The 22,629-nt window shown below is 63.8% G+C and carries 23 protein-coding genes and 2 tRNA genes; 9 read left to right on the top strand and 16 right to left on the bottom strand.

All coding sequences use genetic code 11. From position 1 onward, the window contains the following. The first annotated feature begins 26 nt into the window (after window positions 1-26). The 4 genes from AB0O58_RS19110 (at window position 27) to AB0O58_RS19095 (ending at window position 4,193) form a co-directional block, all read left to right on the top strand. Window positions 27-935: an ACP S-malonyltransferase gene (locus tag AB0O58_RS19110; protein ID WP_032399944.1), complete on the top strand. Its 909-nt coding sequence runs from the start codon at window positions 27-29 to the stop codon at window positions 933-935. A gap of 88 nt (window positions 936-1,023) precedes the next feature. Next, window positions 1,024-1,368 (top strand): meromycolate extension acyl carrier protein AcpM, encoded by a 345-nt coding sequence (acpM, locus tag AB0O58_RS19105; protein WP_045841363.1) that lies wholly within the window; start codon window positions 1,024-1,026, stop codon window positions 1,366-1,368. Window positions 1,369-1,376: 8 nt separating this feature from the next. Beyond that, on the top strand, window positions 1,377-2,627 hold the full coding sequence (locus tag AB0O58_RS19100) for a KasA/KasB family beta-ketoacyl-ACP synthase (protein WP_366238601.1): 1,251 nt from the start codon (window positions 1,377-1,379) through the stop codon (window positions 2,625-2,627). A gap of 132 nt (window positions 2,628-2,759) precedes the next feature. Continuing rightward, window positions 2,760-4,193: a carboxyl transferase domain-containing protein gene (locus AB0O58_RS19095; protein WP_032368156.1), complete on the top strand. Its 1,434-nt coding sequence runs from the start codon at window positions 2,760-2,762 to the stop codon at window positions 4,191-4,193. A 166-nt stretch (window positions 4,194-4,359) separates the two neighbouring features. Here AB0O58_RS19095 and AB0O58_RS19090 read toward each other — a convergent pair whose 3' ends face one another. The 3 genes from AB0O58_RS19090 to AB0O58_RS19080 form a co-directional block, all read right to left on the bottom strand. Continuing rightward, window positions 4,360-4,809: a cold-shock protein gene (locus tag AB0O58_RS19090; RefSeq protein WP_032368157.1), complete on the bottom strand. Its 450-nt coding sequence runs from the start codon at window positions 4,807-4,809 to the stop codon at window positions 4,360-4,362. 88 nt (window positions 4,810-4,897) lie between these two features. After that, window positions 4,898-5,410 (bottom strand): DUF3145 domain-containing protein, encoded by a 513-nt coding sequence (locus AB0O58_RS19085; RefSeq protein WP_032368158.1) that lies wholly within the window; start codon window positions 5,408-5,410, stop codon window positions 4,898-4,900. Between the two features lie 144 nt (window positions 5,411-5,554). After that, entirely contained in the window at window positions 5,555-6,358 is an 804-nt protein-coding gene (locus AB0O58_RS19080) for a serine hydrolase domain-containing protein (RefSeq protein WP_032399941.1), read from the bottom strand. A gap of 85 nt (window positions 6,359-6,443) precedes the next feature. Here AB0O58_RS19080 and AB0O58_RS19075 point away from each other — a divergent pair, with 85 nt between their 5' ends. Then, window positions 6,444-8,579, top strand: coding sequence for a molybdopterin-dependent oxidoreductase (locus AB0O58_RS19075; protein WP_032374410.1), 2,136 nt, complete (start codon window positions 6,444-6,446; stop codon window positions 8,577-8,579). A gap of 69 nt (window positions 8,580-8,648) precedes the next feature. Then, window positions 8,649-8,725 (top strand) — tRNA-Ile (locus tag AB0O58_RS19070). 1,100 nt (window positions 8,726-9,825) lie between these two features. On the opposite strand, the gene AB0O58_RS19065 is transcribed toward AB0O58_RS19070, so the two are convergent. The 5 genes from AB0O58_RS19065 to AB0O58_RS19045 form a co-directional block, all read right to left on the bottom strand. Beyond that, window positions 9,826-10,440 (bottom strand): EI24 domain-containing protein, encoded by a 615-nt coding sequence (locus AB0O58_RS19065; RefSeq protein ID WP_155288646.1) that lies wholly within the window; start codon window positions 10,438-10,440, stop codon window positions 9,826-9,828. After that, a complete protein-coding gene (locus AB0O58_RS19060) occupies window positions 10,437-10,787 on the bottom strand; it encodes a hypothetical protein (protein ID WP_366238600.1) in 351 nt (116 codons plus the stop codon). Before AB0O58_RS19060 ends, AB0O58_RS19065 begins: the two co-directional genes overlap by 4 nt. Continuing rightward, entirely contained in the window at window positions 10,784-11,092 is a 309-nt protein-coding gene (locus tag AB0O58_RS19055; RefSeq protein WP_241258035.1) for a hypothetical protein, read from the bottom strand. The genes AB0O58_RS19060 and AB0O58_RS19055 overlap by 4 nt, the downstream gene beginning before the upstream one ends. 24 nt (window positions 11,093-11,116) lie before the next feature. Beyond that, entirely contained in the window at window positions 11,117-12,580 is a 1,464-nt protein-coding gene (locus AB0O58_RS19050) for a metallophosphoesterase (protein ID WP_230593417.1), read from the bottom strand. Window positions 12,581-12,683: 103 nt separating this feature from the next. Further along, a complete protein-coding gene (locus tag AB0O58_RS19045) occupies window positions 12,684-13,151 on the bottom strand; it encodes a universal stress protein (protein WP_027497473.1) in 468 nt (155 codons plus the stop codon). A gap of 110 nt (window positions 13,152-13,261) precedes the next feature. Between AB0O58_RS19045 and AB0O58_RS19040 the strand changes: the two genes are divergently transcribed. After that, a complete protein-coding gene (locus AB0O58_RS19040; RefSeq protein ID WP_027497474.1) occupies window positions 13,262-13,984 on the top strand; it encodes a GAF and ANTAR domain-containing protein in 723 nt (240 codons plus the stop codon). A gap of 11 nt (window positions 13,985-13,995) precedes the next feature. On the opposite strand, the gene AB0O58_RS19035 is transcribed toward AB0O58_RS19040, so the two are convergent. From AB0O58_RS19035 to AB0O58_RS19025, 3 genes are all read right to left on the bottom strand, one after another. After that, window positions 13,996-15,462, bottom strand: a complete 1,467-nt coding sequence (locus tag AB0O58_RS19035) for an MFS transporter (RefSeq protein ID WP_032399939.1) — start codon at window positions 15,460-15,462, stop codon at window positions 13,996-13,998. 55 nt (window positions 15,463-15,517) lie between these two features. After that, window positions 15,518-15,670: a hypothetical protein gene (locus tag AB0O58_RS19030; protein WP_155288446.1), complete on the bottom strand. Its 153-nt coding sequence runs from the start codon at window positions 15,668-15,670 to the stop codon at window positions 15,518-15,520. Between the two features lie 71 nt (window positions 15,671-15,741). Then, a complete protein-coding gene (locus AB0O58_RS19025; protein WP_032399938.1) occupies window positions 15,742-16,209 on the bottom strand; it encodes an NUDIX domain-containing protein in 468 nt (155 codons plus the stop codon). Window positions 16,210-16,371: 162 nt separating this feature from the next. On the opposite strand from AB0O58_RS19025, the gene AB0O58_RS19020 reads away from it, so the two are divergent. Further along, on the top strand, window positions 16,372-17,013 hold the full coding sequence (locus AB0O58_RS19020) for a ScbR family autoregulator-binding transcription factor (RefSeq protein ID WP_027497477.1): 642 nt from the start codon (window positions 16,372-16,374) through the stop codon (window positions 17,011-17,013). Here the strand turns inward: AB0O58_RS19020 and AB0O58_RS19015 are convergent. Both AB0O58_RS19015 and AB0O58_RS19010 read right to left on the bottom strand, forming a co-directional pair. Beyond that, entirely contained in the window at window positions 16,991-17,905 is a 915-nt protein-coding gene (locus AB0O58_RS19015) for an AfsA-related hotdog domain-containing protein (protein ID WP_032382769.1), read from the bottom strand. The genes AB0O58_RS19020 and AB0O58_RS19015 overlap by 23 nt on opposite strands. Before the next feature lie 273 nt (window positions 17,906-18,178). Continuing rightward, a tRNA-Asn gene (locus AB0O58_RS19010) sits at window positions 18,179-18,251 on the bottom strand. Between the two features lie 182 nt (window positions 18,252-18,433). Between AB0O58_RS19010 and AB0O58_RS19005 the strand changes: the two genes are divergently transcribed. Further along, window positions 18,434-18,679 carry a hypothetical protein gene (locus AB0O58_RS19005; RefSeq protein ID WP_027497479.1) on the top strand — a complete coding sequence of 82 codons (246 nt, stop codon included), beginning with the start codon at window positions 18,434-18,436 and terminating at the stop codon, window positions 18,677-18,679. On the opposite strand, the gene dnaG is transcribed toward AB0O58_RS19005, so the two are convergent. The 3 genes from dnaG to AB0O58_RS18990 are packed head-to-tail and all read right to left on the bottom strand — an operon-like array spanning window position 18,676 to window position 22,626. Then, the gene (gene dnaG / locus AB0O58_RS19000) at window positions 18,676-20,592 is read right to left on the bottom strand and encodes a DNA primase (RefSeq protein WP_027497480.1); all 1,917 of its coding nucleotides are present in this window, start codon (window positions 20,590-20,592) and stop codon (window positions 18,676-18,678) included. The two genes, AB0O58_RS19005 and dnaG, sit on opposite strands and share 4 nt — an antisense overlap. Window positions 20,593-20,634: 42 nt before the next feature. Next, complete coding sequence (locus tag AB0O58_RS18995) at window positions 20,635-21,909, bottom strand: deoxyguanosinetriphosphate triphosphohydrolase (RefSeq protein WP_027497481.1); 1,275 nt, start codon at window positions 21,907-21,909, stop codon at window positions 20,635-20,637. Further along, complete coding sequence (locus tag AB0O58_RS18990; protein WP_027497482.1) at window positions 21,910-22,626, bottom strand: YdcF family protein; 717 nt, start codon at window positions 22,624-22,626, stop codon at window positions 21,910-21,912. It abuts the gene before it with no gap. Window positions 22,627-22,629: the final 3 nt, after the last annotated feature.

Below are 22,629 nucleotides of genomic sequence, written 5' to 3'. Positions count from 1 at the left end.
GGGCCCGACAGTGTTCCCTTAACTCTGTGATTGCGTTGCTTGCGCCCGGTCAGGGCTCCCAGACTCCCGGCATGCTGCTGCCTTGGCTCGAAATCCCGGGCGCGGCCGATCGGTTGGCGCTGTGGTCCAAGGCCTCCGGCCTGGATCTCGTGCGACTCGGTACCACCGCCACCGCTGAAGAAATCACCGACACTGCGGTGACTCAGCCACTGGTCGTGGCGTCGGCCCTACTGGCCTTCGAGGAAATCGCCTCGCGTGGACTGCTCCCCGACGACGCCATCGTGGCCGGCCACTCGGTCGGCGAGCTGGCGGCTGCGGCCATTGCCGGCGTGATCTCCTCCGACGACGCGGTATCCCTGGCGGCGGTGCGCGGGGCTGCGATGGCCAAGGCCTGCGCCCTCGAACCCACCGGCATGTCCGCCGTGCTCGGCGGCGACGAAGCTGCAGTTCTGGCCAGGCTGGAAGAACTCGATCTCGCCCCGGCCAACGTCAACGCAGCCGGTCAGATCGTTGCTGCAGGTCTGCTGACCAAGCTGGCGGAACTGGCCGAGAGCGCACCCGAGAAGGCGCGGGTCCGAGCACTCCCGGTCGCAGGTGCCTTCCATACCAAGTACATGGCATCGGCAGGCGACACCGTCGCCGCGGCCGCAGCCGCCATCACTCCGTCCGAGCCGACGCACACCTTGCTGTCCAACTCGGACGGTCAGCCGGTCGCATCGGGTGCCGATGCGCTCACCAAACTCGCAGCCCAGGTCACCCGCCCCGTTCGGTGGGACCTGTGCAGCGCATACCTGCGTACCGCGCAGGTCACCGGACTTGCGGAGCTGCCCCCGGCAGGCGCATTGGTCGGTATCGCCAAGCGTGAACTGCGCGGCGTGCCCAACCTCGGCCTGAAGACACCGGCGGACATCTCCGCATTGGCCGAGCTCGGATAGCTCGGTCTCCTTCACACCGCAGTCTCGGTACTGCGGATCGACTTCCACTCCCCGAGTGGCAGAAATGCACAACCGCGTCTCGAAGCACATGACTTCGGCGTTCGACACAGAAGAGAAGGGAGCCACAACAGTGGCCAGCCAGGAAGACCTCATCGCCGGACTTGCAGAGATCATCGAGGAGGTCACGGGCATCGAACCGTCCGAGGTGACCATCGAGAAGTCCTTCGTGGACGACCTCGATATCGACTCGCTCTCCATGGTCGAGATCGCAGTGCAGACCGAGGACAAGTACGGCGTGAAGATCCCCGACGAAGACCTCGCAGGTCTGCGCACCGTCGGCGACGCCGTCAACTACATCCAGAAGCTCGAAGCGGAGAACCCCGAAGCCGCAGAAGCTATCAAGGCCAAGCTCGACGACTCCGCGAGCGAGTGACACGACCCATGACCAACCCATCCACCGCCAACGGACGCTTCCCCAGTGTCGTCGTCACCAGCCTTGCTGCGACCACGTCACTCGCGGGTGACGTCGATGCCACGTGGAAGGGTCTGCTGAACGGCGAAAGCGGAATCGGCACTCTGGAAGACGATTTCGTCACCGAGTACGACCTGCCCGTGCGGATCGGCGGACACCTCGCGGTGAACCCGCAGAGTCTGCTCTCGCGGGTCGAGATCCGTCGCCTGAGCTACGTGGAGCAGTTGTCCACGGTGCTCGGTCGTGAGGTCTGGAAGAACGCCGGCTCGCCCGACGTCGATTCCCTCCGCCTCGGCGTGTCGATCGGTACCGGACTCGGTGGCGGCGATTCTCTCATCGACGCCAACGACAAGATGAAGGCCGGCGGCTACCGCAAGGTGTCCCCGCTCGCCGTTCAGATGGTCATGCCGAACGGCCCAGCAGCGGTCGTCGGGCTCGAGCTCAAAGCACAAGCCGGCGTCATCACGCCCGTCTCCGCCTGCTCCTCGGGATCGGAAGCCATTGCGCATGCATGGCGGATGATCGTGATGGGCGACGCGGACATGGTCGTCACCGGTGGCGTCGAGGGGTACATCGACGCGGTTCCGATCGCCAGCTTCTCCATGATGCGGGCGATGAGCACCAACAACGACAACCCGAAGGGTGCGTCACGTCCGTTCGACAAGGATCGTGACGGCTTCGTCTTCGGTGAAGCGGGTGCGCTCATGGTCATCGAGACCGAGGAGCACGCCAAGGCACGCGGCGCAACGATTCACGCCCGCCTGCTCGGTGCCGGAATCACCTCGGACGGGTTCCACCTCGTGGCCCCCGACCCCGAGGGCAAGGGTGCCGCGCGTGCGATGCAGCGCGCCATCGAGACCGCAGGCCTGCAGAAGTCCGACATCACCCACGTGAACGCCCACGCAACGGCAACTCCCATCGGAGACACCGCCGAAGCGCTGGCGATCAACAAGGCAGTCGGAAATCACGCAGCGGTGTACGCACCGAAATCCGCTCTGGGCCACTCGATCGGTGCCGTCGGCGCCCTCGAGTCGGTACTGACGGTGCTGGCAGTGCGAGAGGGAATCATCCCTCCCACACTGAATTTGGAGAACCAGGATCCCGAAATCGATCTCGATGTCGTCAAGGGCGAGCCCCGCGTCGGACAGATCGACTACGCGATCAACAACTCGTTCGGATTCGGTGGGCACAACGTAGCGCTCGCCTTCGGTAAGGCGTGATCCACTGAGTCGACTTCTCGACTCAGCGAATCCCGCTCTCGCAGTGCATGATCCGAGCTGGGGCCGTTCTTTCGACGGACGGTCCCGGCTCGGGCCTCGCCCCCGCCAGGGGCCCTGAAGAAGGACAACGCGATGACCATTCTGGCCCCTGTCACACGATCCGGCACCTCTACCGATCCGCGCGACCCCCTCACCCGCCTCGAAAAGCTCTTCGACGCCGGAACCACTGTCCCCCTGCATGATCGGGACAAGTCGGGAATTCTGGCCGCATCGGGCGAAATCGACGGCGTCCATACCATCGCCTACTGCTCCGACGCCACCGTCATGGGCGGCGCCATGGGAGTGGACGGCTGCAAGCACATCGTTGCCGCAATAGACACCGCCATCGAACAGCGCGCCCCGATCGTCGGCGTCTGGCACTCGGGTGGTGCTCGCCTCGCCGAGGGCGTCGAGGCTCTCCATGCCGTCGGACTCGTCTTCGAGGCCATGGTTCGAGCGTCCGGCCTCGTCCCACAGATTTCCGTCGTCCTCGGTTTCGCAGCCGGTGGTGCAGCGTACGGTCCCGCCTTGACCGACGTCGTCATCATGGCTCCCGAGGGACGCGTATTCGTCACCGGACCCGACGTCGTTCGCAGCGTCACCGGCGAACAGGTCGATATGGAGTCGCTCGGCGGCCCCGACACGCACCACAAGAAGTCCGGGGTCTGCCACATCGTCGCCGACAGCGAGATGGACGCGTTCACCCGCGCCCGCCGTCTGGTGTCGATGTTCTGCGAGCAGGGCGTGTTCGACATCGCCGCCGCAGAACACGGCGACACCGATCTACGCGCACTGATGCCCGAATCCAACCGTCGTGCCTACGACGTGCACCCGATCATTCACGAACTGCTCGACAACGTCGAAGGCGAATCGACGTTCGAGGAGTTCCAGGGCGGCTGGGCTCGCAGCATCGTCATCGGTCTCGGCCGCATCAGTGGCCGCACCGTCGGCGTGATCGCCAACAACCCCATCCGACTCGGCGGCTGCCTGAACTCCGAAAGTGCCGAGAAGGCAGCCCGTTTCGTTCGCCTCTGCGACGCCTTCGGTATACCGCTCATCGTGGTCGTCGACGTACCGGGCTACTTGCCAGGCGTCAGCATGGAATGGGAAGGCGTCGTTCGCCGCGGAGCGAAGTTGCTGCACGCGTTCGCCGAGGCCACCGTTCCCCGCGTCACGCTGGTCACTCGCAAGATCTATGGCGGCGCGTACATCGCCATGAACGCCCGCGCGCTTGGTGCCACCGCGGTCTACGCCTGGCCCGGCTCCGAGGTCGCCGTGATGGGCGCGAAGGCGGCCGTCGGCATCCTGCACAAGAAGGCGCTCGCCGCCGCACCGGAAGAAGAGCGAGAGGCACTGCACGACCGCCTCACCGTCGAGCACGAAAGCATCGCAGGCGGTGTCGATCGCGCCGTGGCCATCGGCGTGGTCGACGAGGTCATCGAGCCCAGCAAGACCCGAAGCACGGTTGCCAAGGCTCTCGCCGCAGCACCTGCGGCTCGCGGAAATCACAAGAACATCCCGCTCTGACCGACCCGACCACTACCTACTGCGGTCCGTCAGCCCTGCCCCGAGACCCCACCCCGGTTGGGAAACCCACCCCGGTTGGGATCAATGCGCCTTTCAGGCACTCCATGTGCAAGAAAGCCACATTGATTCACACCGGGGACGGGCGAACGAGGTCGATCGAGGTCGGTCAGCCCTGGATCCATCGGTGATCGTGGGCCAGTCGAACTACGGCCGATCGCACGTCGAGTATCTGCGCAGCCGTGAGCGTGCCGTTCGACGTCAGTAGTTGTTCGGTCAGCTCTGTGGTGAAGTCCGCCTCGGACAGGACGTCCGCGCCTGCGTCGTCGTGGCGCTGGTGACCACTGACGGGTGCGGTGTTGTGAAATGGGACGTCGGGTTTGTGACGGGTAACCAGAGCGGTCGACGTCGGCCCGTCGATGATCTGGACCTCGGTGGCCTTCAGACCACGGTCACCGTCTACGGCAACGTATTCGACGCGTACTCCCGGTGCCAACAGTCGTTTGTCGAAGTCCAGATCGTTGACGTGGATGAACACGTCCTCGCCGCCCTCGTCCGGCGCTACGAATCCGTACCCCTTGAACTCGTCGAATCGAATCACTTTTCCGGTCGACAACATCGAACTCACCACTCCACGGTCGTTCCCACATGCCTACCCCAGGCACGAACGCGAAACTACCGCCGCGACGAATCCCCGGCAACCGCTGCTAGCCGACGTTGCGGCTGAGCCAGGTCACTTCTGCTCCTGCGCCTCCGGTGCGGAACGGCTCGAGTGCGGCATCCCAATCCGAGCCGAGCGCGTGCTCCACTGCGGCGGCGAGGTTGCCTTGGTTGTTCTCCATCAGGGCGCGCAGTCGCATCTCGCCGAGCACCACGTCCCCGTTGGCACTCGTCGATCCGCGCCAGAGACCCAATCCGGGTACGTGCGAGAACCGTTCGCCGTCGACGCCTTCGCTGGCGTCTTCGGTCACCTCGTAGCGCAGCATCTGCCAGGAGCGCAGGATGCCGGCGAGCTTCGCTCCGGTGCCTACGGGCCCGATCCAGTCCGTGGTGGCGCGCAGCTGTCCGTCGGATGCCGGCTGCGCGGACCACTTCAAATTGGCACGGCAATCGAGGGCGTCGGATAACGCCCATTCGACATGCGGGCACAGCGCAGCGGGCGACGAGTGGATGTACACAACACCCGACGTCGCATCTGCGAATTGGTTCGATCCACGCATTGCACTACCTCCAGCTTCGACGAGGGACGTCTTCCCCAACGACCTCGACATGCTCGAACTGGTTGCAGCGATTCAACGCGTGTGTGTACTAGTGTGCCCCGAGTTGCCCCTGTTGCGCCAGTGCAATCTGTGAACGGTGGTGTTTCACCCGGCCAGGACGGCGTCGGAGAGCTCGGGCCAGAGCGGTTTGGCCCAATCTCCGAAGTTTCGATCGGTCAGCACCACGCACGCGATCCTCACCGACGGGTCCACCCACAGGAACGTCCCGGCCTGTCCGAAGTGGCCGAACGTTGCCCTCGAGTTGTTACTCCCAGTCCAGTGCGGGGTCTTGTCATCGCGCAGCTCGAACCCCAGACCCCAGTCGCAGGGCTTGTGCGATCCGTACCCGGGCACGATTCCGTTCAGTCCGGGAAATTGCACGTCGACGGCCGAAGAGAATGTCTGCGGCGCGAGGAGACTCGGCTGCAACAGTTCCGCGGCAAACTTGGTCAGGTCTGCAACGGACGAACGGGCACCGTGACCGGCCGACCCGGGCAACGACGTGTCGACCATCCCGAGCGGTCCGCAGACTGCCTCATCCAGGTAGTCGGGAAAGGTGATTCCCGACTCTGCTTCGATGAGTTCGGCCAAGACCTCGAATCCCGCGCTCGAGTAGATCCTCTTGGTGCCGGCCGGAGCCTGCACCTTCCGCTCGCCGAACGCCAGTCCCGAGGCATGCGCCAGCAGATGCCGCACAGTCGACCCCTCCGGCCCTGCGGGCTGGTCGAGCTCGACGGCACCTTCCTCCACGGCAACAAGCACCGCGTAGGCGGTGAGCAATTTGGTGACCGACGCCAGCTCGAAGACGCGCGCGGTGTCCCCCACCTCCTCCCGCACTCCGGCGTCGGTGACGACGGCGGCACTGACATGGTCGACGGGCCACGAGGCAGTGAGATCGAGGGTAGTCACGACTCCAGAGCCTAATTGTCTGCCGATGCCCGTGGATCGGTCCCCTGCCGGGCTAGTCTCGGACGACGGGAATGGGAGAAATGCGATGTCGGTTGTGTATGGATCGTGCAATCTGTGCGAGGCGATCTGTGGTCTCGAATTCACGGTGGAGAACAAGACGGTGGTCTCGATCCGCGGCGACGAGAAGGACCCACTCTCCCGGGGCCACATCTGCCCCAAGGCTCTGTCGTTGATCGACCTTCATGCCGACACCGATCGGCTCACCACACCGGTCAAGCGGGTGGGTGAGAAGTGGGAGAAGATCGGCTGGGCGGAAGCGTACGACCTCGTCGTCGATGGCCTTGTCTCGACGCGGAAGAATTACGGATCCAATGCTGTCGGGCTGTATCAGGGCAATCCCAACGTGCACTCGATGGGTGCGATGACCCACGGCATTCCGTTCACGTCGCTGCTGCGCACCCGCAATCGGTACTCGGCGACGTCCTTGGATCAGTTGCCGCACCAGCTCGTCGACCATCTGCTCTACGGCCACCAGCTCCTGCTGCCCATTCCGGATATCGATCGAACCGATTTCTTCCTCGTCCTCGGCGGCAATCCGATGGCCTCCAACGGCAGCATGATGACGGTGCCCGACTTCGCCAAAAGAGCACGCGCACTCCGTAAGCGGGGTGGCCGACTGGTAGTGGTCGATCCACGTAAGACCGAAACGGCGGATATTGCCGACACCCACTTCTTCGTTCGTCCCGGTAGCGACGCGCTGCTGTTGCTGGCGATGATTCACACGATCGTCGCCGACGGCTCCGTCCGTGTCGCCGACTACGTCGATGGTGCCGATCGACTTGCCGATCTCGTCGCCGAATTCACGCCGACGGCGGTGGCACCGATCGTCGGCATGTCGGCAGACGACATCTCTTCTCTCGCACGGGACTTCGCTGCGGCGAAGTCTGCTGTGGCGTACGGCAGGATGGGAGTGTCGACGCAGCAGTTCGGCACGGTGTGCCAGTGGGCGATCCAGGTACTCAACATCATCACCGGCAACCTCGACCGCCCGGGCGGTGCGATGGTGACCGATCCGGCGATCGATCTGATCTCGCAGGGCATCGTCGGTCGTGGACATTTCGACAAGTGGCGCAGCCGCGTTCGCGATCTACCCGAGTTCGCCGGCGAGTATCCCTGTTCGACGCTCGTCGACGAGATCACCACCGAGGGCAAGGACCAGATTCGTGCCATGGCCGTCCTGTCCGGCAATCCGGTGCTGTCGATGCCCGGCGGTACTACCCTGAACGACGCGTTCGCGGGACTCGATTTCATGGTGTCGTTCGACTTCTACATCAACGAGACCTCGCGTCACGCTCACGTGATTCTGCCTCCGACGATGTCCCTCGAACGCGATCACTACGATCTGATCTTCAATTCTTTCGCGGTACACAACACTGCCAAGTACATGCCCGCAGTCCTACCCAAGCAGGCTGAGGCCAAGCATGATTGGGAGATCTTCCGAGACTTGTCACTGCGCTACAAGAACCGCATGGCAGGTTCCACCGTCGATCGACTTAAGGCACGATTGACGCCGAAGAGCGTCATCGGCGAGGCCCGTCTGCGCCTGTCTCCTGCTCGTACTCTGGATATCCTGCTCCGTAGCCGACGAAAAGGGTTGTCGCTGAGGAGGCTTCGAGCCAACCCGCACGGCATAGATCTGGGACCGCTGCGTCCGGGCTTTCCCCAGAAGCTGAAGACCAAGGACAAGCGCATTCAATTGATCCAGGACGTCGTGGTCGGTGAACTGCCTACCCTGGTGGACCTGATGCACTCGAGCGCGGCCCCCAAGGGCGACGAGCTCCTGCTGATCGGTCGACGGCATCTGCGCAGCAACAACTCGTGGATGCACAACACCGCTCGGCTCACCAAAGGCAAAGCGCGACATCAGCTTCTGGCCCACCCGAACGATCTCCTCCAGCGCGGGATCGAGGACGGTTCGATGGTGTCGGTCACTTCCGCGGCCGGTACCGTCGACATCGAGGTTGCGGCGTCCGAAAAGATGATGCCCGGGGTGGTGAGCATGCCGCACGGATTCGGTCATCAGCGCCCGGGCGTGCAGCTCTCGGTCGCCACCACTGTCACCGGACCGAGCGTCAACGACATCACCGACCCCGCCCGAGTCGACGCGGTCTCGGCGAACGCGATTCTCAACGGCGTTCCGGTGCAGGTGAGGGCCAAGTAGCGCCCCCGATGGAACCATGAGACGGCGTGATTCTGTACGATTCTGCTGGCTCGTACCTGGTACGGGATTGGGGCGGTAGCTCAGTCGGTTAGAGCCGTGGACTCATAATCCATTGGTCGCGGGTTCGAGCCCCGCCCGCCCCACCAAGACTTCTGACATTGTCTAGATGCCGGGTCGTCAGACGGCCCCTGGAGCTCAACTAGCGGCCGTCGCCAGGGCGAAGCCGGGTTTACTCAGCCGATCACCGACTCTGCAAACTTCTTTCCACCGCTTGCGCAATCTTAGATCTAGTGCCGCTCTCGGCAGCCGCTGCCAACTGCGCGGCGGTCAGGAGCAGCGCTAAACGCCGTGTTGACATTTGGGCTGCTGTCCCCTCACCCGAGGGACATCCGTCGACAACTGCTGTCACGGTTGCAAGCTCACTCGGCTCTATGAAGTCGCGATTATCGAAAGCAAACGACCGTAGAGCAGCGACCAGCGCCAGTACCGGCGCGAAGAATGGCAAGACCAGGACCAAAAGTGGCCCGTATACGAAGACTCGGAGAACGATATTCGGCAAGTACGAATATGTCGCGTTGTCGCGTTCACCGAAGCGCTGGTCGATTCCGCTTCTGATCAAAGCCATAAGCGTTAAAAATGCAGAAGTTAAGACAAAGCCCGCAAACGTGCTTTTCACCCCAAACCATTGACAAGATGCCACGAGCAGAACCAGTGCTGACAACCGATATCCTGGTGCGACTGAAGTACGGGCCCGAAGAGAACACGCGATAGCGACTCCCAAGACCGCAGCTTGTGGCCACCACATTCCCTCGGGGCTCCGCCAGTCCGAGAGGGATACGATCCAGGTCGGCATTTGCCAACCCATCGATTCTACAGGTCCTCGATACCAATCGATGGGCCTTGGGAACCCCGACTCGTTGAGGATCGCTGACACACCAGCACACCACACCCACGTGGAAACGAGAAGCAAGAACGACATATCGATGAGGCGTGCCCATGTAGTTTCGAAGAAGTCCTGGACCAACCCTTTGAGACTGGTTTGCGCGGATTCGACGTTCATCATTCTATTACTCCCCCGGGGCCGAGTTCACTTTCGTGGAGGCTAGCGCGAGTGTCCGACAAGAAGGAATCCGTCATTGCGGACGGTGCCAACACAGGGGCGGGTACAGCGTCGCAGAAAGGGTGTTCACTTCACGTTTCAACTTCCTGAGCAAATCGAGCGATCCTTCACTACGCAACCAAGGAACTATGAAGCGCGGTGGCATACTACCTTTATCGTCACAGCGGTTGCTCTCCGATACAAAGCCGACCAATACACCAGCAGTGCAGCAGCATTGGCCCCGAACCACAGCCACGTCAGGAATGCCGCCACCACGCCGGTGACGAAGAATCCCAGCACGAGTGCCACCACCCAGCCGAGTAGGTAGGCGAGGATCGTGATGACCGCCGCTGCGGTACAGCGCCACGGGGATTGCTTCACGGTGTGTAGTGCAGCGCGCAGAGGGTTTCGGCAACCGTCCACTGCCGCTGGAAGTATCAGCAGCGCAATGACTATGACAATAGCCGGGAGCAGGGGGAAGAGAATTGCGAACGCAACGGCCGCCACGGTCAGCACCACGCACCACGCCAGTACCCGCGGTCGTCGCCACGTCCGGCTCAGTGCACCCGACGCGTTGCCGTCCACCACATCGAGTGCCGTCGAGGCGGTGAACCACAGCGCACACATCACCGTTGCGGCGGAAACGACGACCAGCGCAGCGAATCCGAGGGAGGACGTCGGAGCCGGATCCCCCACCACGGTCAGCGCCTGAATCAGAGCCGAGACAGTCGCCACCGATGCGAGCAGCAGCACCCCTTTCACGGCGCACCGACCGTCGAATTGCGATCGAGCACGTCCTGCACCGAACCCGAGTAGAGAACGGTCAGGCCGACCTTCACTTCGACGGTACTGGCATCGTCGGACGTGGCCGTACCGGTGATCGTCTCGTTACCGGTTGTCGTCCCGGCACATTCGATGTCCGCCCCGGTGCCCGAGCACACGGGCGCAACGAGGATCTCGATTCCTTGCTCGAACAGCACGTCGTTCACCGCGTAGCGGAGGCTACCGAGTTCCGCTCCCCCGACCGTGGCGAGCGCAGCGGTCTGCGAGCACCCCGCGCAGGCCAGCACCATCACCACCGTGAAGAGCTGCCTACGAACACCGTTCATCGCCCCTGCCTCGTCTCGTACGCAATCAGTCTGGCGTGCTCGTCGAGATGTTGCTGTTCCAGAGCGGCGTCGGTGATGGCGCTCAGGTCGAACGGCGCGGGCAGCAGGAGTTCGGTGTTGCGGTCGAGGCGCGAACCTCGTCGCATCAGCGGATTCTCGGCCCAGTCGTTCGCAGCCAACTCACGACTACGCGAGGCGAGGTCCAGGTAGCTGCCACTGTTTCCGGGCGTGATCGGCGACGCGTGATCGAGCACCGTGGTGAACAGCGACAATGTCTCGTCTCTGTTGTCGACGATCTCCACCACCTGCTGTTGCTGCGGAAAGTCGATTTACGACGCGGTGGTGATCTCCCAGAACCCTCGTCCGTCTCGCGAATGCGCCACGATTTGATTCTGGTGGGTGTGACCATTGAGCCAACCGATCACCACAGGATATTTCAGAAGCAGATCGATGAATTCGTCTGCGCCGTACAGCTTCACCGACTGTCCCGGCCGCTGTGCACGGTTCTCCAGGGTCAGGCTGTTGTGGTGGGTGTAGATCAGGACGAGCTTGCGTTCGGCCTGTGCCTTCTCCAATTGCTGAGTGAGCCAGTCGAACTGGTCCTCGGGCACCGCCCCGTCGGGGCCGGCGACGGCGTTGCACGTGTCGAGTCCGAACGTGCGAACGTTCGGAGTCGGGTCCGCCGCCCACCAGGTTTCACCCGAGTCGAGGTTGTGCTGGGTGAAACCGTGCCCGATCGGCCCTGGGGTGGGAGTCGTCTCGAAGTGCTCTTGCATGAACTCACGCTGCTCGAAGAGATACCGAGCCGGATCCGCCGACACTGCCCGAAACCCGGGCCGGGCGCCGGATCCGACCCCGAGCGCATCGACCATCCTCTGCAGCGGACTACCCGTCGATGCGTACCCGGCCAATGCCGACGTGGCCGTCGCTTCGAGTGTGTACGCCTTCTGTCCCCCGACCGCGAGGGCATGCAGCTGAGAGGAGAGATCGAACGTGCCGAGCAACAACGTGTCGTGATTGCCGTAGACGGAATACCACGGGACGGGTAGCCCCACCGATTCGACGGTCCCCGACATCGCCTGCGTCAACAGATCGGGAAGCGTCGGAAATCCGTAGTCCCCGAACGACCCTCCCGACGGATCGCCCGGCCGATACGCCCACTGCGCCTCGGGCCACGCTTGCACGCCCTCGAAGACGTCGGATGCGCCACTCGTAGGCCGGACCGCGACGCCGTCGAGAACGTCTATGTACCAACGAAGTTCGAGATGAGAATGCATGTCGGCGCTGTCACCGGTGACAACCGCGGCTCCCATGGGAGCGCCGGTGACCGAACTGATTCGCGCATCCGCAAATGCCTTCACCATCGCGGCGGTGACGTGCACGGTCAGCGGGTCCTGCGGGTGGAAGGCCGAGCCCCATGCGGCATGGTCGGAGACGATCATGGGCTCGATCCGGCCGGGCGATTGCGCATCGATGACATGCATGTCCGACAGGTGCCCCAAGTAGAGCAACGAGCGTCTGGCCTGCACCCGAGACGCGCTGGGTGCCCGCCCGAGGATGTCGAGGCGAGGGACGTAGGGCTCCCCCGGCCCCGCAGCGAGCACCCGGTACCGACCGGGGCCGGTCGACGATCTCAGGATGGTCTGCGCCAGCGTTCCGCCGACATCGGTCTCTCCTGACGCCGGCTGCGCCCGAGCGACAAGGACGTGGCCCAGAACCTGCGGTGCGATTCCCCATGCCGCGGCGAGAGTGCCCACCCGAGTGACGAATTGACGACGCGACAGACCAGCCATGGAACTCCCCGAATCCGAGAACCGCACCACATGCGCCTCGCATCCGACGAGGTGACTGCCTATTTTTACAGGGAAAACCGCGGACTGGTTGGAATTCGAGCCTTCATGGCACCACTGTGACCGGCCAGCGGCCCGCCTTGACCAGTCGCACTGCCACAGATCCCGCCAATCGGTGCCCGGCGCGTTCGGAGGCCCCCACCACGACGGCGTCGGTGCGGAGTCCATCGGCAACCGCGACGAGTCCGTTGTAAGGATCACCCTGCGCAGTGCGGAATTCCCAGCGAACCTGCTCTCGCTCCCCGAAGCGGGCCACCGAGGTTCTGATGTAGTCGAGGAGTTCGTCGGCGATCTGTCGGCCCGTTTCCACCATCGAGATCCCCGCCTGGCCCCACGACGCGGTGGCGATGGGCTGCACGTAGACCAGCACCAGAAGCGATTGTTGCCTACGGGCCAGTCCTCCGGCGTATGCGGCGGCCCGCCAGGACGAATCCGAGCCGTCGACGCCCACCACGATGGACTTCGGGCCGTCGTGGCCGTACTCGAATCCCGTAGATTCCTGCGCATTGCTCACGACATGAGGCTACTGCCAGCCCGTTGGTGCAGGGACCCCGGCGCAGGGCGGTACGGTTGATGTGCTGCGCAACCGGTTTGCCCGGCATGCGCCACACGACGGGAGAAGCAATGACCGACGACGAACAGTTCGACGCTCCGTCGACCGACCCGGCAACTGTATTCGCCGCTCTGGCCGACATCGTGTATCGCGGCAGTAGCGCAGAAGAGGTCTACACCGCTATCTGCAACGCCGCGACGATGGTTGTCCCTCACTGCGATCACGCGAGTCTCATGTTGTTGCGCCACGGAAAGGCCGTCACCGTCGCGGCCTCGGATGACGTGGCACGCGTCGTCGACGACATCGAACGCGCCACAGGTCAGGGACCGTGCTTGGATGCGCTGACCACCGAGGCCGTCCAACTCGAGCCGGATTTCAGCAGCCCCACCCAGTGGCCCGCAATGGCTCGGGGTGTCCTGAACCGCACGCCGGTCCGGGGAGCGATGGGGTTCCGCCTCAAGGTCGACGAGCAGAAGGTGGGTGCTCTCAACCTGTTCACCGACACCGCGGGTGCCTTCGATGCCGACACCGCCGACAAAGCCGTCATCCTGACTGCGTTCACTTCTGTGACGGTCGGGGCGATGCTGAACGGCCAAGAGGCATCGACCTTGCGCGACGGCCTCGAGAGCAACCGTGAGATCGGCAAGGCGATCGGCCTCATCATGGCGTTGCACAAAGTATCCGACGAAGAAGCGTTCGCACTGCTCCGCAAATCGTCGCAGGATCTCAACGTCAAGATCGCCGATCTCGCATCGACGGTCGTCCAGCGGCACGGCAAGGGCCTGTCGAGCTGAACGAGCCGAGATCAGTGACCGCTCTGCACCTTCTTCGGTAGAGCGAACACCAACGCCAACGCAACGACGCTGAACGCGGCACTGACGGCCATGGCCATTGCGGCACCGTGCAGGAAGCCGGATCCCACGGTATCGGGGCCGGTGATGGTGAGTGAGCCGAACAGCACACTACCGATGACTGCGATACCGATTGCGGAGCCGACGCGCTGCATCGTCGAGATGACGCCGCTCGCGGCCCCTGCGTCGTCGCGGTCGACGGTTGCGACGATGAACTGCGCGTTGGGAGCGATGAACGCGCCGTTGCCCAAGCCCGCGATGAACAGCGGGACCAGCAGAGTCCAATGGGAGATGGTGTCGGCGGAACTGGTCGCCAAGATGATCCACAGCCAGATCAAGCCGATCGACACCAGCGATGCGCCGAGGATCAGTACGGTGCGGCCGAGTCGGATCGTGAGCTTGTTGCTCTGCGAGGACGCGATGATGCTGCCGATCGCGAACGGTATCGAGACCAACCCGGACGAGAGGGCCGTATTGCCGAGCCCGGTCTGCCACAACAACGAGATGGTGAAGAAGATGCTGGTGAACGCTGCGAAGTACACCAGCGCGAGAATCACACCGCCGGTGAATGCCGGTCGGGTGAACAGTCGCGGCGGCACGAGCGGATTGTGTCCACGACCGCTGTGGATCACCTCCCACCAGCCGAACGCTGCAATCAGGCCCACGCCTGCAGCAATGGTCACGTAGGTCCACAACGGCCACCCGAGCTCCTGGCCTTCGATCAGCGGTACGAGCAGCGCGATGAGGCCGGCGGAGATCAGCACCAACCCGAGCCAGTCGATGCCCGGCCTTGCAGTCGGCTCGGATTCATCCTTCTTCGGCAGCAGAACCGCCGCCGCGATCAGACCGACGATGCCGATCGGCAGGTTGACCCAGAAGACCAACCGCCAGCCGTTCTCCTCACCGAAAGCCTGGATGATCAACCCGCCGACGATCGGCCCCAACGCAGTCGACACTCCGATGACCGCACCCATGATCGCAAATGCCTTGCCGCGCACAGGGCCTGGAAACAGCAGTTGAATGAACGCTGTGACAGCGGGCACGAACATTCCGCCTGCCAGACCCTGAACCACTCGGGCAACCACCAACTGCAGATCGTCCTGAGCGAGTCCGCAGGCAAAGCTGGCCACCGTGAACAGAGCGAGACCGGTGAAGAACACCCACTTGTGCCCGATCCGATCCCCGACCTTGCCCGCTGGAATCAGGGCGAGACCGAACGCGAGCGCGTAGCCCGAGATGATCCACGACAGAACGGATTCCGATGCCTCCAGCGTCGTGCTGATCGTCGGCAATGCGACGTTGACGATGGTGGTGTCGAGCAGGGCCATGAACATGCCGAGCAACAGAACCACCAGGGCTTGCCAGGCGCGCTTGGGTACCTCGATCGCCGGTGGGGTCGCTGACGCAATACCGTCGGTCACTGCACTGCCCTTCGTAGTAGTCGCTGAGCAGTATCGACCGAACGGTCTGGTATTGCTAGCCGATCATTGCGGACGCGGCGAACATCCAGGACAGGCCGGTGGCCAGAGCCACGAACCCCGAGGCCACGATTCGACCTGCCCACTGACCTTCCAGCAGAGCCGTTTCCACGCGAGCCGTGTCGGCGTCGGTCGTCTCCATCGGTGTCATGTTCCACTTCCCACCCTGCATCCGCGGCCGTCGTTTCCGGCCGCCGGATACCCCCGGATTCGACGCCGAAACTAGCGCAACTCCACAAAGGCCTCCACCGCGTCGAGAAATGGGTGCTGCGCGGCCAGTAGCTTTGTCCTCGCCAGCGGCACCGAAAACCATTCGATGCGGTCTACCTCGGGAAACGATTGCATCTTTCCGGATTTCGGCGGCCATTCGATCTCGAATGTGTTGCTCATCGCAGTGGAGACATCGAGGTCGGACTCGATCCCGAACGCGGTGACGATCTTCCCGCCGCGCTGTGTGGCGGTGCCGAGCTCGATGGGGTTGCCCGCAGGCACCTCGATGCCGACTTCCTCTCGGAACTCGCGCTGAGCCGCGGTCCACGGGTCTTCGGCCTCGGTGAACTCCCCCTTCACTATCGACCACGCACCGTCGTCCTTCCGCGCCCAGAACGGGCCGCCGGGATGGGCGATCAGAACCTCCACCACGTCGGCGTTCACCCGAAACAGCAGAATGCCCGCGCTCTTGTTGACCATGTGATGAGCGTGCCATCAATTTGCACGCTCACCGTCATCCCCCATCACCATTCGAGCAGGCGCGCACGGTTCGCCCCTTGGGCATCGACACCGATTTTCGGTGAATTGCCGTCTTTTGACTGGGAGAGTGCCGCGAAAGCGGGTACCAGCTATTGTCTACCGATGCAAGAGCGCGCAGAATCGACCAGGCAGGCCGTACTCGTGGGAGCCGCATCGAGCTTCGACAAGTTCGGCTACGGCACAGCCAGTCTGAGCACCATCATCGCCAACGCCGGCGTCAGCAAGGGTGCGATGTACTTCCACTTCTCGTCGAAGGAAGATCTGGCGCAGGCCGTGATCGAGGCACAGATGGCTCTTGCCACCGCTGCCACCGTCACCATCATCGAAAGCACACCGAAGGCCATCGATGCCCTGATCCTGATCACCAAGGAGTTGGCGCGTCAGCTGCAGACCGACCCCATCGCACGTGGCGGCATGCGGTTGACGTTGGAATCGACGACGGCTCAGAATCCGAATGCGCAATCGTTCGACGACTGGATCGGAATGATCGCGAAGTTGACCGAGCGCGCCCGGACCGAAGGCGACATCGTCGACGACGTGGACACGGCCGCACTCGCCAGGATGATCGTTGCATCGTTCACGGGAGTTCAGACCGTCTCGGAGATGCTCACCGGACGCGCCGACCTCCAGCTTCGGATGACCGAGATGTGGCACCTGTTGCTACCGTCGATCGCCCCTCGCCGGCGACTGGCCCGGATACGAGCGGTAGCCGATGCACCGCTCATCGACTGGAACGATCGCTGAGCGGTAGCCACGGTTCGGGTGTCGCCGTGACGGACATCGCCGAGAGCACGACCCCGTCGTGCTCGAACTGAATGCGGTGAATGCCGTCGGTCGTGTCGCTGTCGACGATGACCGTGCACGGGTTGGCCCATTCGGCGAACCCCAAGAACCTGACCTCGAGGGACGTGAAGTCCAGTCCCACGCAACCGGTGGCCGAACGCAACGCCTGACGGGCGGCTTCGAGCATGGTGACGCCCGGTAGGTATTCCACCGAATGATCGAACATCGCCAGGTTCCGCGGATCCGGAGCCACCACGAGCGTCCCGTCCGAGGTATGACGAGCCAGTACGACATCTGAGGGGTCGAGACGGCCGACTCCGGCCGGTTCCACCACCTCGGTTCCGGCGGGAAGGTACCGAAAGTGTGGGTCGGCCATGGTCGGCTTGCGGACCTTGGAGTAGACGTCCGGTCCGATGGGACGCACGGACGCCGTTCCGGAGGCGACGACCTGACCGCGGTTGAGCAATCGAGCCGACAGCTTCAGGTTGTCCAGCGACTCGTCCTCGAATGTGCGGTCGGTCGTGATCGACTCGGCGACAAGCGAATCGTCGATGTTGTCGACCGACAGCAGGTCGAGAATGTCGAACCGGAAGTGCTCGATGTAGACCACGTGGTCGAGCGGGACGTCGTGTTCGACGTGACAGAACAGGCTCACTGCCTGCCGTAGCGCCTCGGCGATCATCAACGAATCGTGGGTGCGACGTACCGGCACGAACATGCGATGCGACGTCGGCAGCTGTACCGCCGCACGATGCGTACCGTCGACCGTCTCGTAGTCGGTCAACAGCACGTCCGCCGGAGAGCGCCGATGCACGAGCTGGCGTGGAACGGTGGATGCGTAACTCAAACTCACTTCAAAGCCCCTTAGAACCCGACCGATCCGTCTTTTTCCAGCACTTCCGAGCGTCCCGGATCGCACGAACAGTATGTCGCGAGACACCGACAAAACTGGCATCCGTCGACCTGATTCATTCGATCGATATACAGAAGATTCGGTCACGATCTGATAGCTGTCCGGGACTCTCGGTACCACATGTGCGGTACGTTCTCGCCGACCGACCCGGTCACGGGCGAGCGACCCCGGACAGCAAAAATCCCCGCCCGGACAAGCCGGACGGGGACTGCGCTCCCCCACCTGGACTCGAACCAGGAACCCTTCGATTAACAGTCGAATGCTCTGCCAATTGAGCTATGGGGGATTACCTTGCGGCGTCACACTCTCGTGCGAGCCGTTGGAAACAATAGCGCACACCCCCTTGTGAGTACCAAATCGGGCCCACGAGAGCGCCGGAACAGCTTCCGCTGTGTACCGAATCGCCCTGCTCGAGGTTCGTCGGGCAAGATGGAAGAACGGCCGCACGCTCTACGGAAGGACCCACTGATGATTCGTTTGGTACTGGCGGCTGGAGCTGCATATGTACTGGGAGCCAAGGCCGGACGGGGCCGCTACGAGCAGATTCGCAAGACGGCCAGCGCCGTCGCGTCGAGCCCGGCCACCAAGAAGGCCATCGAGGTCGGCCGTCAGAAGTTGTCCGACTCTCTGAACACGCAGCCGAGACTCGAGCCGATGAAGCCGGTCGACGACGAAGACCAGGTTTTCGTCCCGCGCGATCAGCTGCGGCGCTAACCGACCTCGGCGACGCTTCCCACGGCGAGTTCGAGCAGGCTGCGGCGGTACTGCTCGAGGGCGATGAGATCACCGAACAGGGCGTTGTAGTCGTCCGGCTTCTCCGCAGGCGACATGCGCTGCAGCTTGGACTTCAGTTCGGCGACCTGTTGGCCCACCCACACCTCTTGAAGCCGGGCGAGCACACCGGAGATGTAGCGCGTGAGAGCGTCGTCGGCCACGCGCATCGGATCGACGGCCAACTCCGTCACCAACGACACCACCACGGCGTCCTTGGCCTGCTTGGCCACCGCGTCGACCCACTCCCCACCGCCCAGGCCCGCGGCAGTGCCGCCGGCCGCGGCCACGGCATCACGCACCGCGGCGTACGCCGGATGGTGAAAGCTCTCGGGTGGCAACGAATCGAAGACGGTGCCGGCGACCGCGGGCATCTGCAGCACCGCCTTGAGGGCCTCTCGTTGCGGCCACAGCGTCGGATCGGTGGGGTTGGGACGAGGCGGCCCGGCCGGGGCTTCCGTCGGCGCTGCCTGACGCTTCTCGAAGGGCACGCGTTTACCGCTCGTGTCGCCTCGCGCACCCTTCTTCGCCTCGTCGCGCACGCGGGCGAGCACCATCGCAGTGTCGTCCCAGCCGGTCCACCCGGCGAGCTGCCTGGCGTACTCGTCCCGCAGTGAGGCGTCCTTGATTCGCGCGACCACCGGAACAGTGCGCTTGAGCGCTTCGACGCGCCCCTCGGGCGTGTCCAGATCATGCTCTCGGAGCAGCGATTTGACGACGAAGGCAAACATCGGAGTTCGCCGGGCCACGAGATCGCGAACAGCGTTGTCACCGGACTTCAGGCGCAGGTCGCACGGGTCCATTCCGTCGGGTGCGACGGCGACGAAGGTCTGCCCGGCGATCTTCTGATCCCCCTCGAACGCCTTCATGGCCGCGGCCTGGCCGGCGTCGTCACCGTCGAAGGTGTAGATCACCTCACCGCGAAAGTAGCTGTCGTCCATCATCAGTCGGCGCAGCATCGCAAGGTGGTCTTCGCCGAACGCGGTGCCACAGGACGCCACCGCGGTCTTGACGCCGGCGAGGTGCATCGCCATGACGTCGGTGTAGCCCTCGACGATGACGGCCTGATGCGACTTCGCGATCTCCTTGCGTGCCAGGTCGAGCCCGAACAACACTTGAGACTTCTTGTACAGCATCGTTTCCGGAGTGTTGATGTACTTTCCGGGCATCGTGTCGTCGTCGAACAGCTTGCGTGCGCCGAAGCCGATGACGTCGCCGCTCTGACTGCGAATCGGCCACACCAACCGGCGCCGGAATCGGTCGATGGGTGTGCCGCGCTTGCCCGGGGTCGCCAGGCCGGCGTCGACGATCTCCTTGGCTTCGAAGCCCTTGCCCAGCAAGTGTTTGGTGAGGGTGTCCCAGCCGTCGGGTGCGTATCCGCAGCCGTAGGCCAGTGCGGCGTGGCCGTCGAAGTTGCGTTCGGTCAGGTAGTCCCGGGCGGCCTGGGCATCGGGCCCGCTGAGCCGACCTGCGTAGAACTCCTGAGCCGCCGCGTTCGCGGCGATCAGGCGCGCTCGGGTCCCGCGGTCACGTTGGACCGATGGCCCTCCGCCCTCGTAGGAGATCGAGTAGTTCAGCCGATCGGCGAGTTGCTCGACGGCCTCGACGAACGAAATGTGCTCGATCTTCTGGAGGAACGAGTAGGCATCACCACCTTCGCCGCAGCCGAAGCAGTGGTAATGGCCGTGATTGGGCCGAACATGGAACGACGGAGACTTCTCGTCGTGGAAGGGACACAACCCCTTCATGGAGTCGCCGCCCGCGCGCTTGAGCGAGACGTAGTCGCCGACTATGTCTTCGATCCGTGTGCGTTCGCGAATGGCGGCAATGTCACGTTCAGGAATTCGGCCGGCCACGACTGGAGTCTAGCGTCGAACAAGACGCCCGACACCCGTCGATCAACCCCAGCTGGCCTGAGCCCCGAGCGACCGCTTGTCCACCAGTTCGAGTCGACTCTCGGTGTACGACGCGATCTGATCCACGACGACGCGAGTCCGTTCGGCGTCGCTGTTCGCGCGTTGCCACGCGGGCACCAGGATGGGATCGAGTTCGCCCGGCGCCGAGCGCATCAACCACTCGGCGACGCGATGGATCCGGTCACGTTGACGTTCCTGCCGAATCTTGTGCCCAGCGTCGGACATGACGTACCGCAGTGCCATGGTCTTGAGCAGAGCCACTTCGGACGCGACGATCGACGGCACTACGAGGTCGGCGTCGTACCTCGTCAACGCTGCCGTGCCGTACTTCTGGCGGGTTCCGTCGATGGCAGCCGTGGCGAATCGCCCGACCAGCTCGCTGGTCATGTGCTTGAGCGCCACGGATGCGGTGAGGGTGCCGTCGTATCTGCCGACCGCGACGACGACGTCCATCTTGGACAACCGGCTCGCCGCTTCGATCAACTCGTCGACGTCGAGTCCGCGGAACTCCGAGACACCGAGTTCGGCCAGTGCCCGCTGCTCGATCGGATCGGATAGTGCACGCAGGTCGATTCTGGCGTCGATGACGCCGTCCTCGACGTCGTGCACCGAGTAGGCGACGTCGTCGGACCAATCCATGGTCTGCGCTTCGAGGCACTTGTGCTTGTCCGGTGCACCGTCGCGTACCCAGCCGAGAATGGCCGAGTCGTCGTCGTAGGCACCGAATTTCGCGCCCGGCGCGGGCCTGGTCCACGGATACTTCATCGCGGCGTCGAGGGCGGCGCGGGTGAGGTTGAGCCCCGCGCTGTTGCCGTCGGAGTCGAGGATCTTGGGCTCGAGGCCGGTCAGGATGCGCAGGTTCTGCGCGTTGCCCTCGAATCCGCCGCAGTCCTGGGCCACCTCGTCGAGGGCTCGCTCGCCGTTGTGTCCGTAGGGAGGATGACCGATGTCGTGTGCCAAGCCCGCCAAATCGACCAGATCGGGGTCGCTGCCGAGCCCCTCCGCGATGCTGCGCCCGATCTGCGCAACCTCGAGCGAATGCGTCAACCGGGTGCGCGGGGTGTCGCCGTCGCGGGGCCCGGTCACCTGGGTCTTGTCCGCAAGACGACGCAGGGCAGCACAGTGCAAGACCCGCGCCCGATCTCGCGCGAACGCACTCCTATGCGAGGCGTTGTCCGCCCCGGATCGAAGCCCAGCGGTCTTGGGCGGTTCGGGGACGAATCGTTCGACGTCGTGCTCGGAGTATGTGCCGGTCATCTACTGGCCTGCCGTGTAGGAGAAATCAGCGGTGAAGTGCGTCAACTGGTACCACAGCAGAGCGCCTGTCTCCCTGGCTATTCCGTGCGCCTGCGACTCGCGGGTGTAGACGGCAGGGCCGGTGCGGGTGGGCGAGGTCCACGCATCGAGATCGGCGTCGCGCGCCATGGTTCGGGTGCGCAGCGAGTGCCACGGATCGCTGACCAGCACCACCGATGTCTTGCCCTGATCTCGTAGCGTGGCGCTGACGGCTTCGATGCTTTCGAGGGTGTCCGATCCGGTTTCGACGGCCACGATCGCGTCGGCAGGCACGCCCTGATCTATCAGGTAATTGCGACCCGACGCCGCCTCGGTGAACAGGTCACCTTCTTGCTTGCCGCCGACGGTGACGATCTCGGGAGCGATGCCCTGCTCGTACAACGAGGCCGCCTGCGCCAAGCGTGCCTCGAACACCGTCGAGGGCGTACCGCTGTACTGCGCAGCACCGAGTACGACGATGGCGTCCGCCGCAGTATGGTCGTCGATTCGAGCCACCTGCCACACGCGCACCGCGGTGCCTGCCACCAGAACGAGGGCCATCAGTATCACTCCCGCGACCAACCGACCCGTCCAGCGTCCGAGCGTTCCGAAGAAGCCCAGCCGCTCGGGACCGGGGTCCGGGGCATACCGGTCGTCGTACGGGTCGCCGTACGAATCTCGGTCGAGAGTTGGATTCACCCC

The sequence above is a fragment of the Rhodococcus sp. NPDC080181 genome (genome assembly GCF_040702225.1).
Classification (GTDB): Bacteria; Actinomycetota; Actinomycetes; order Mycobacteriales; family Mycobacteriaceae; genus Rhodococcoides; species Rhodococcoides fascians.
Note: the sequence above shows the minus strand (reverse complement) of the source record. Positions and strands in the feature narration are given on the sequence as shown.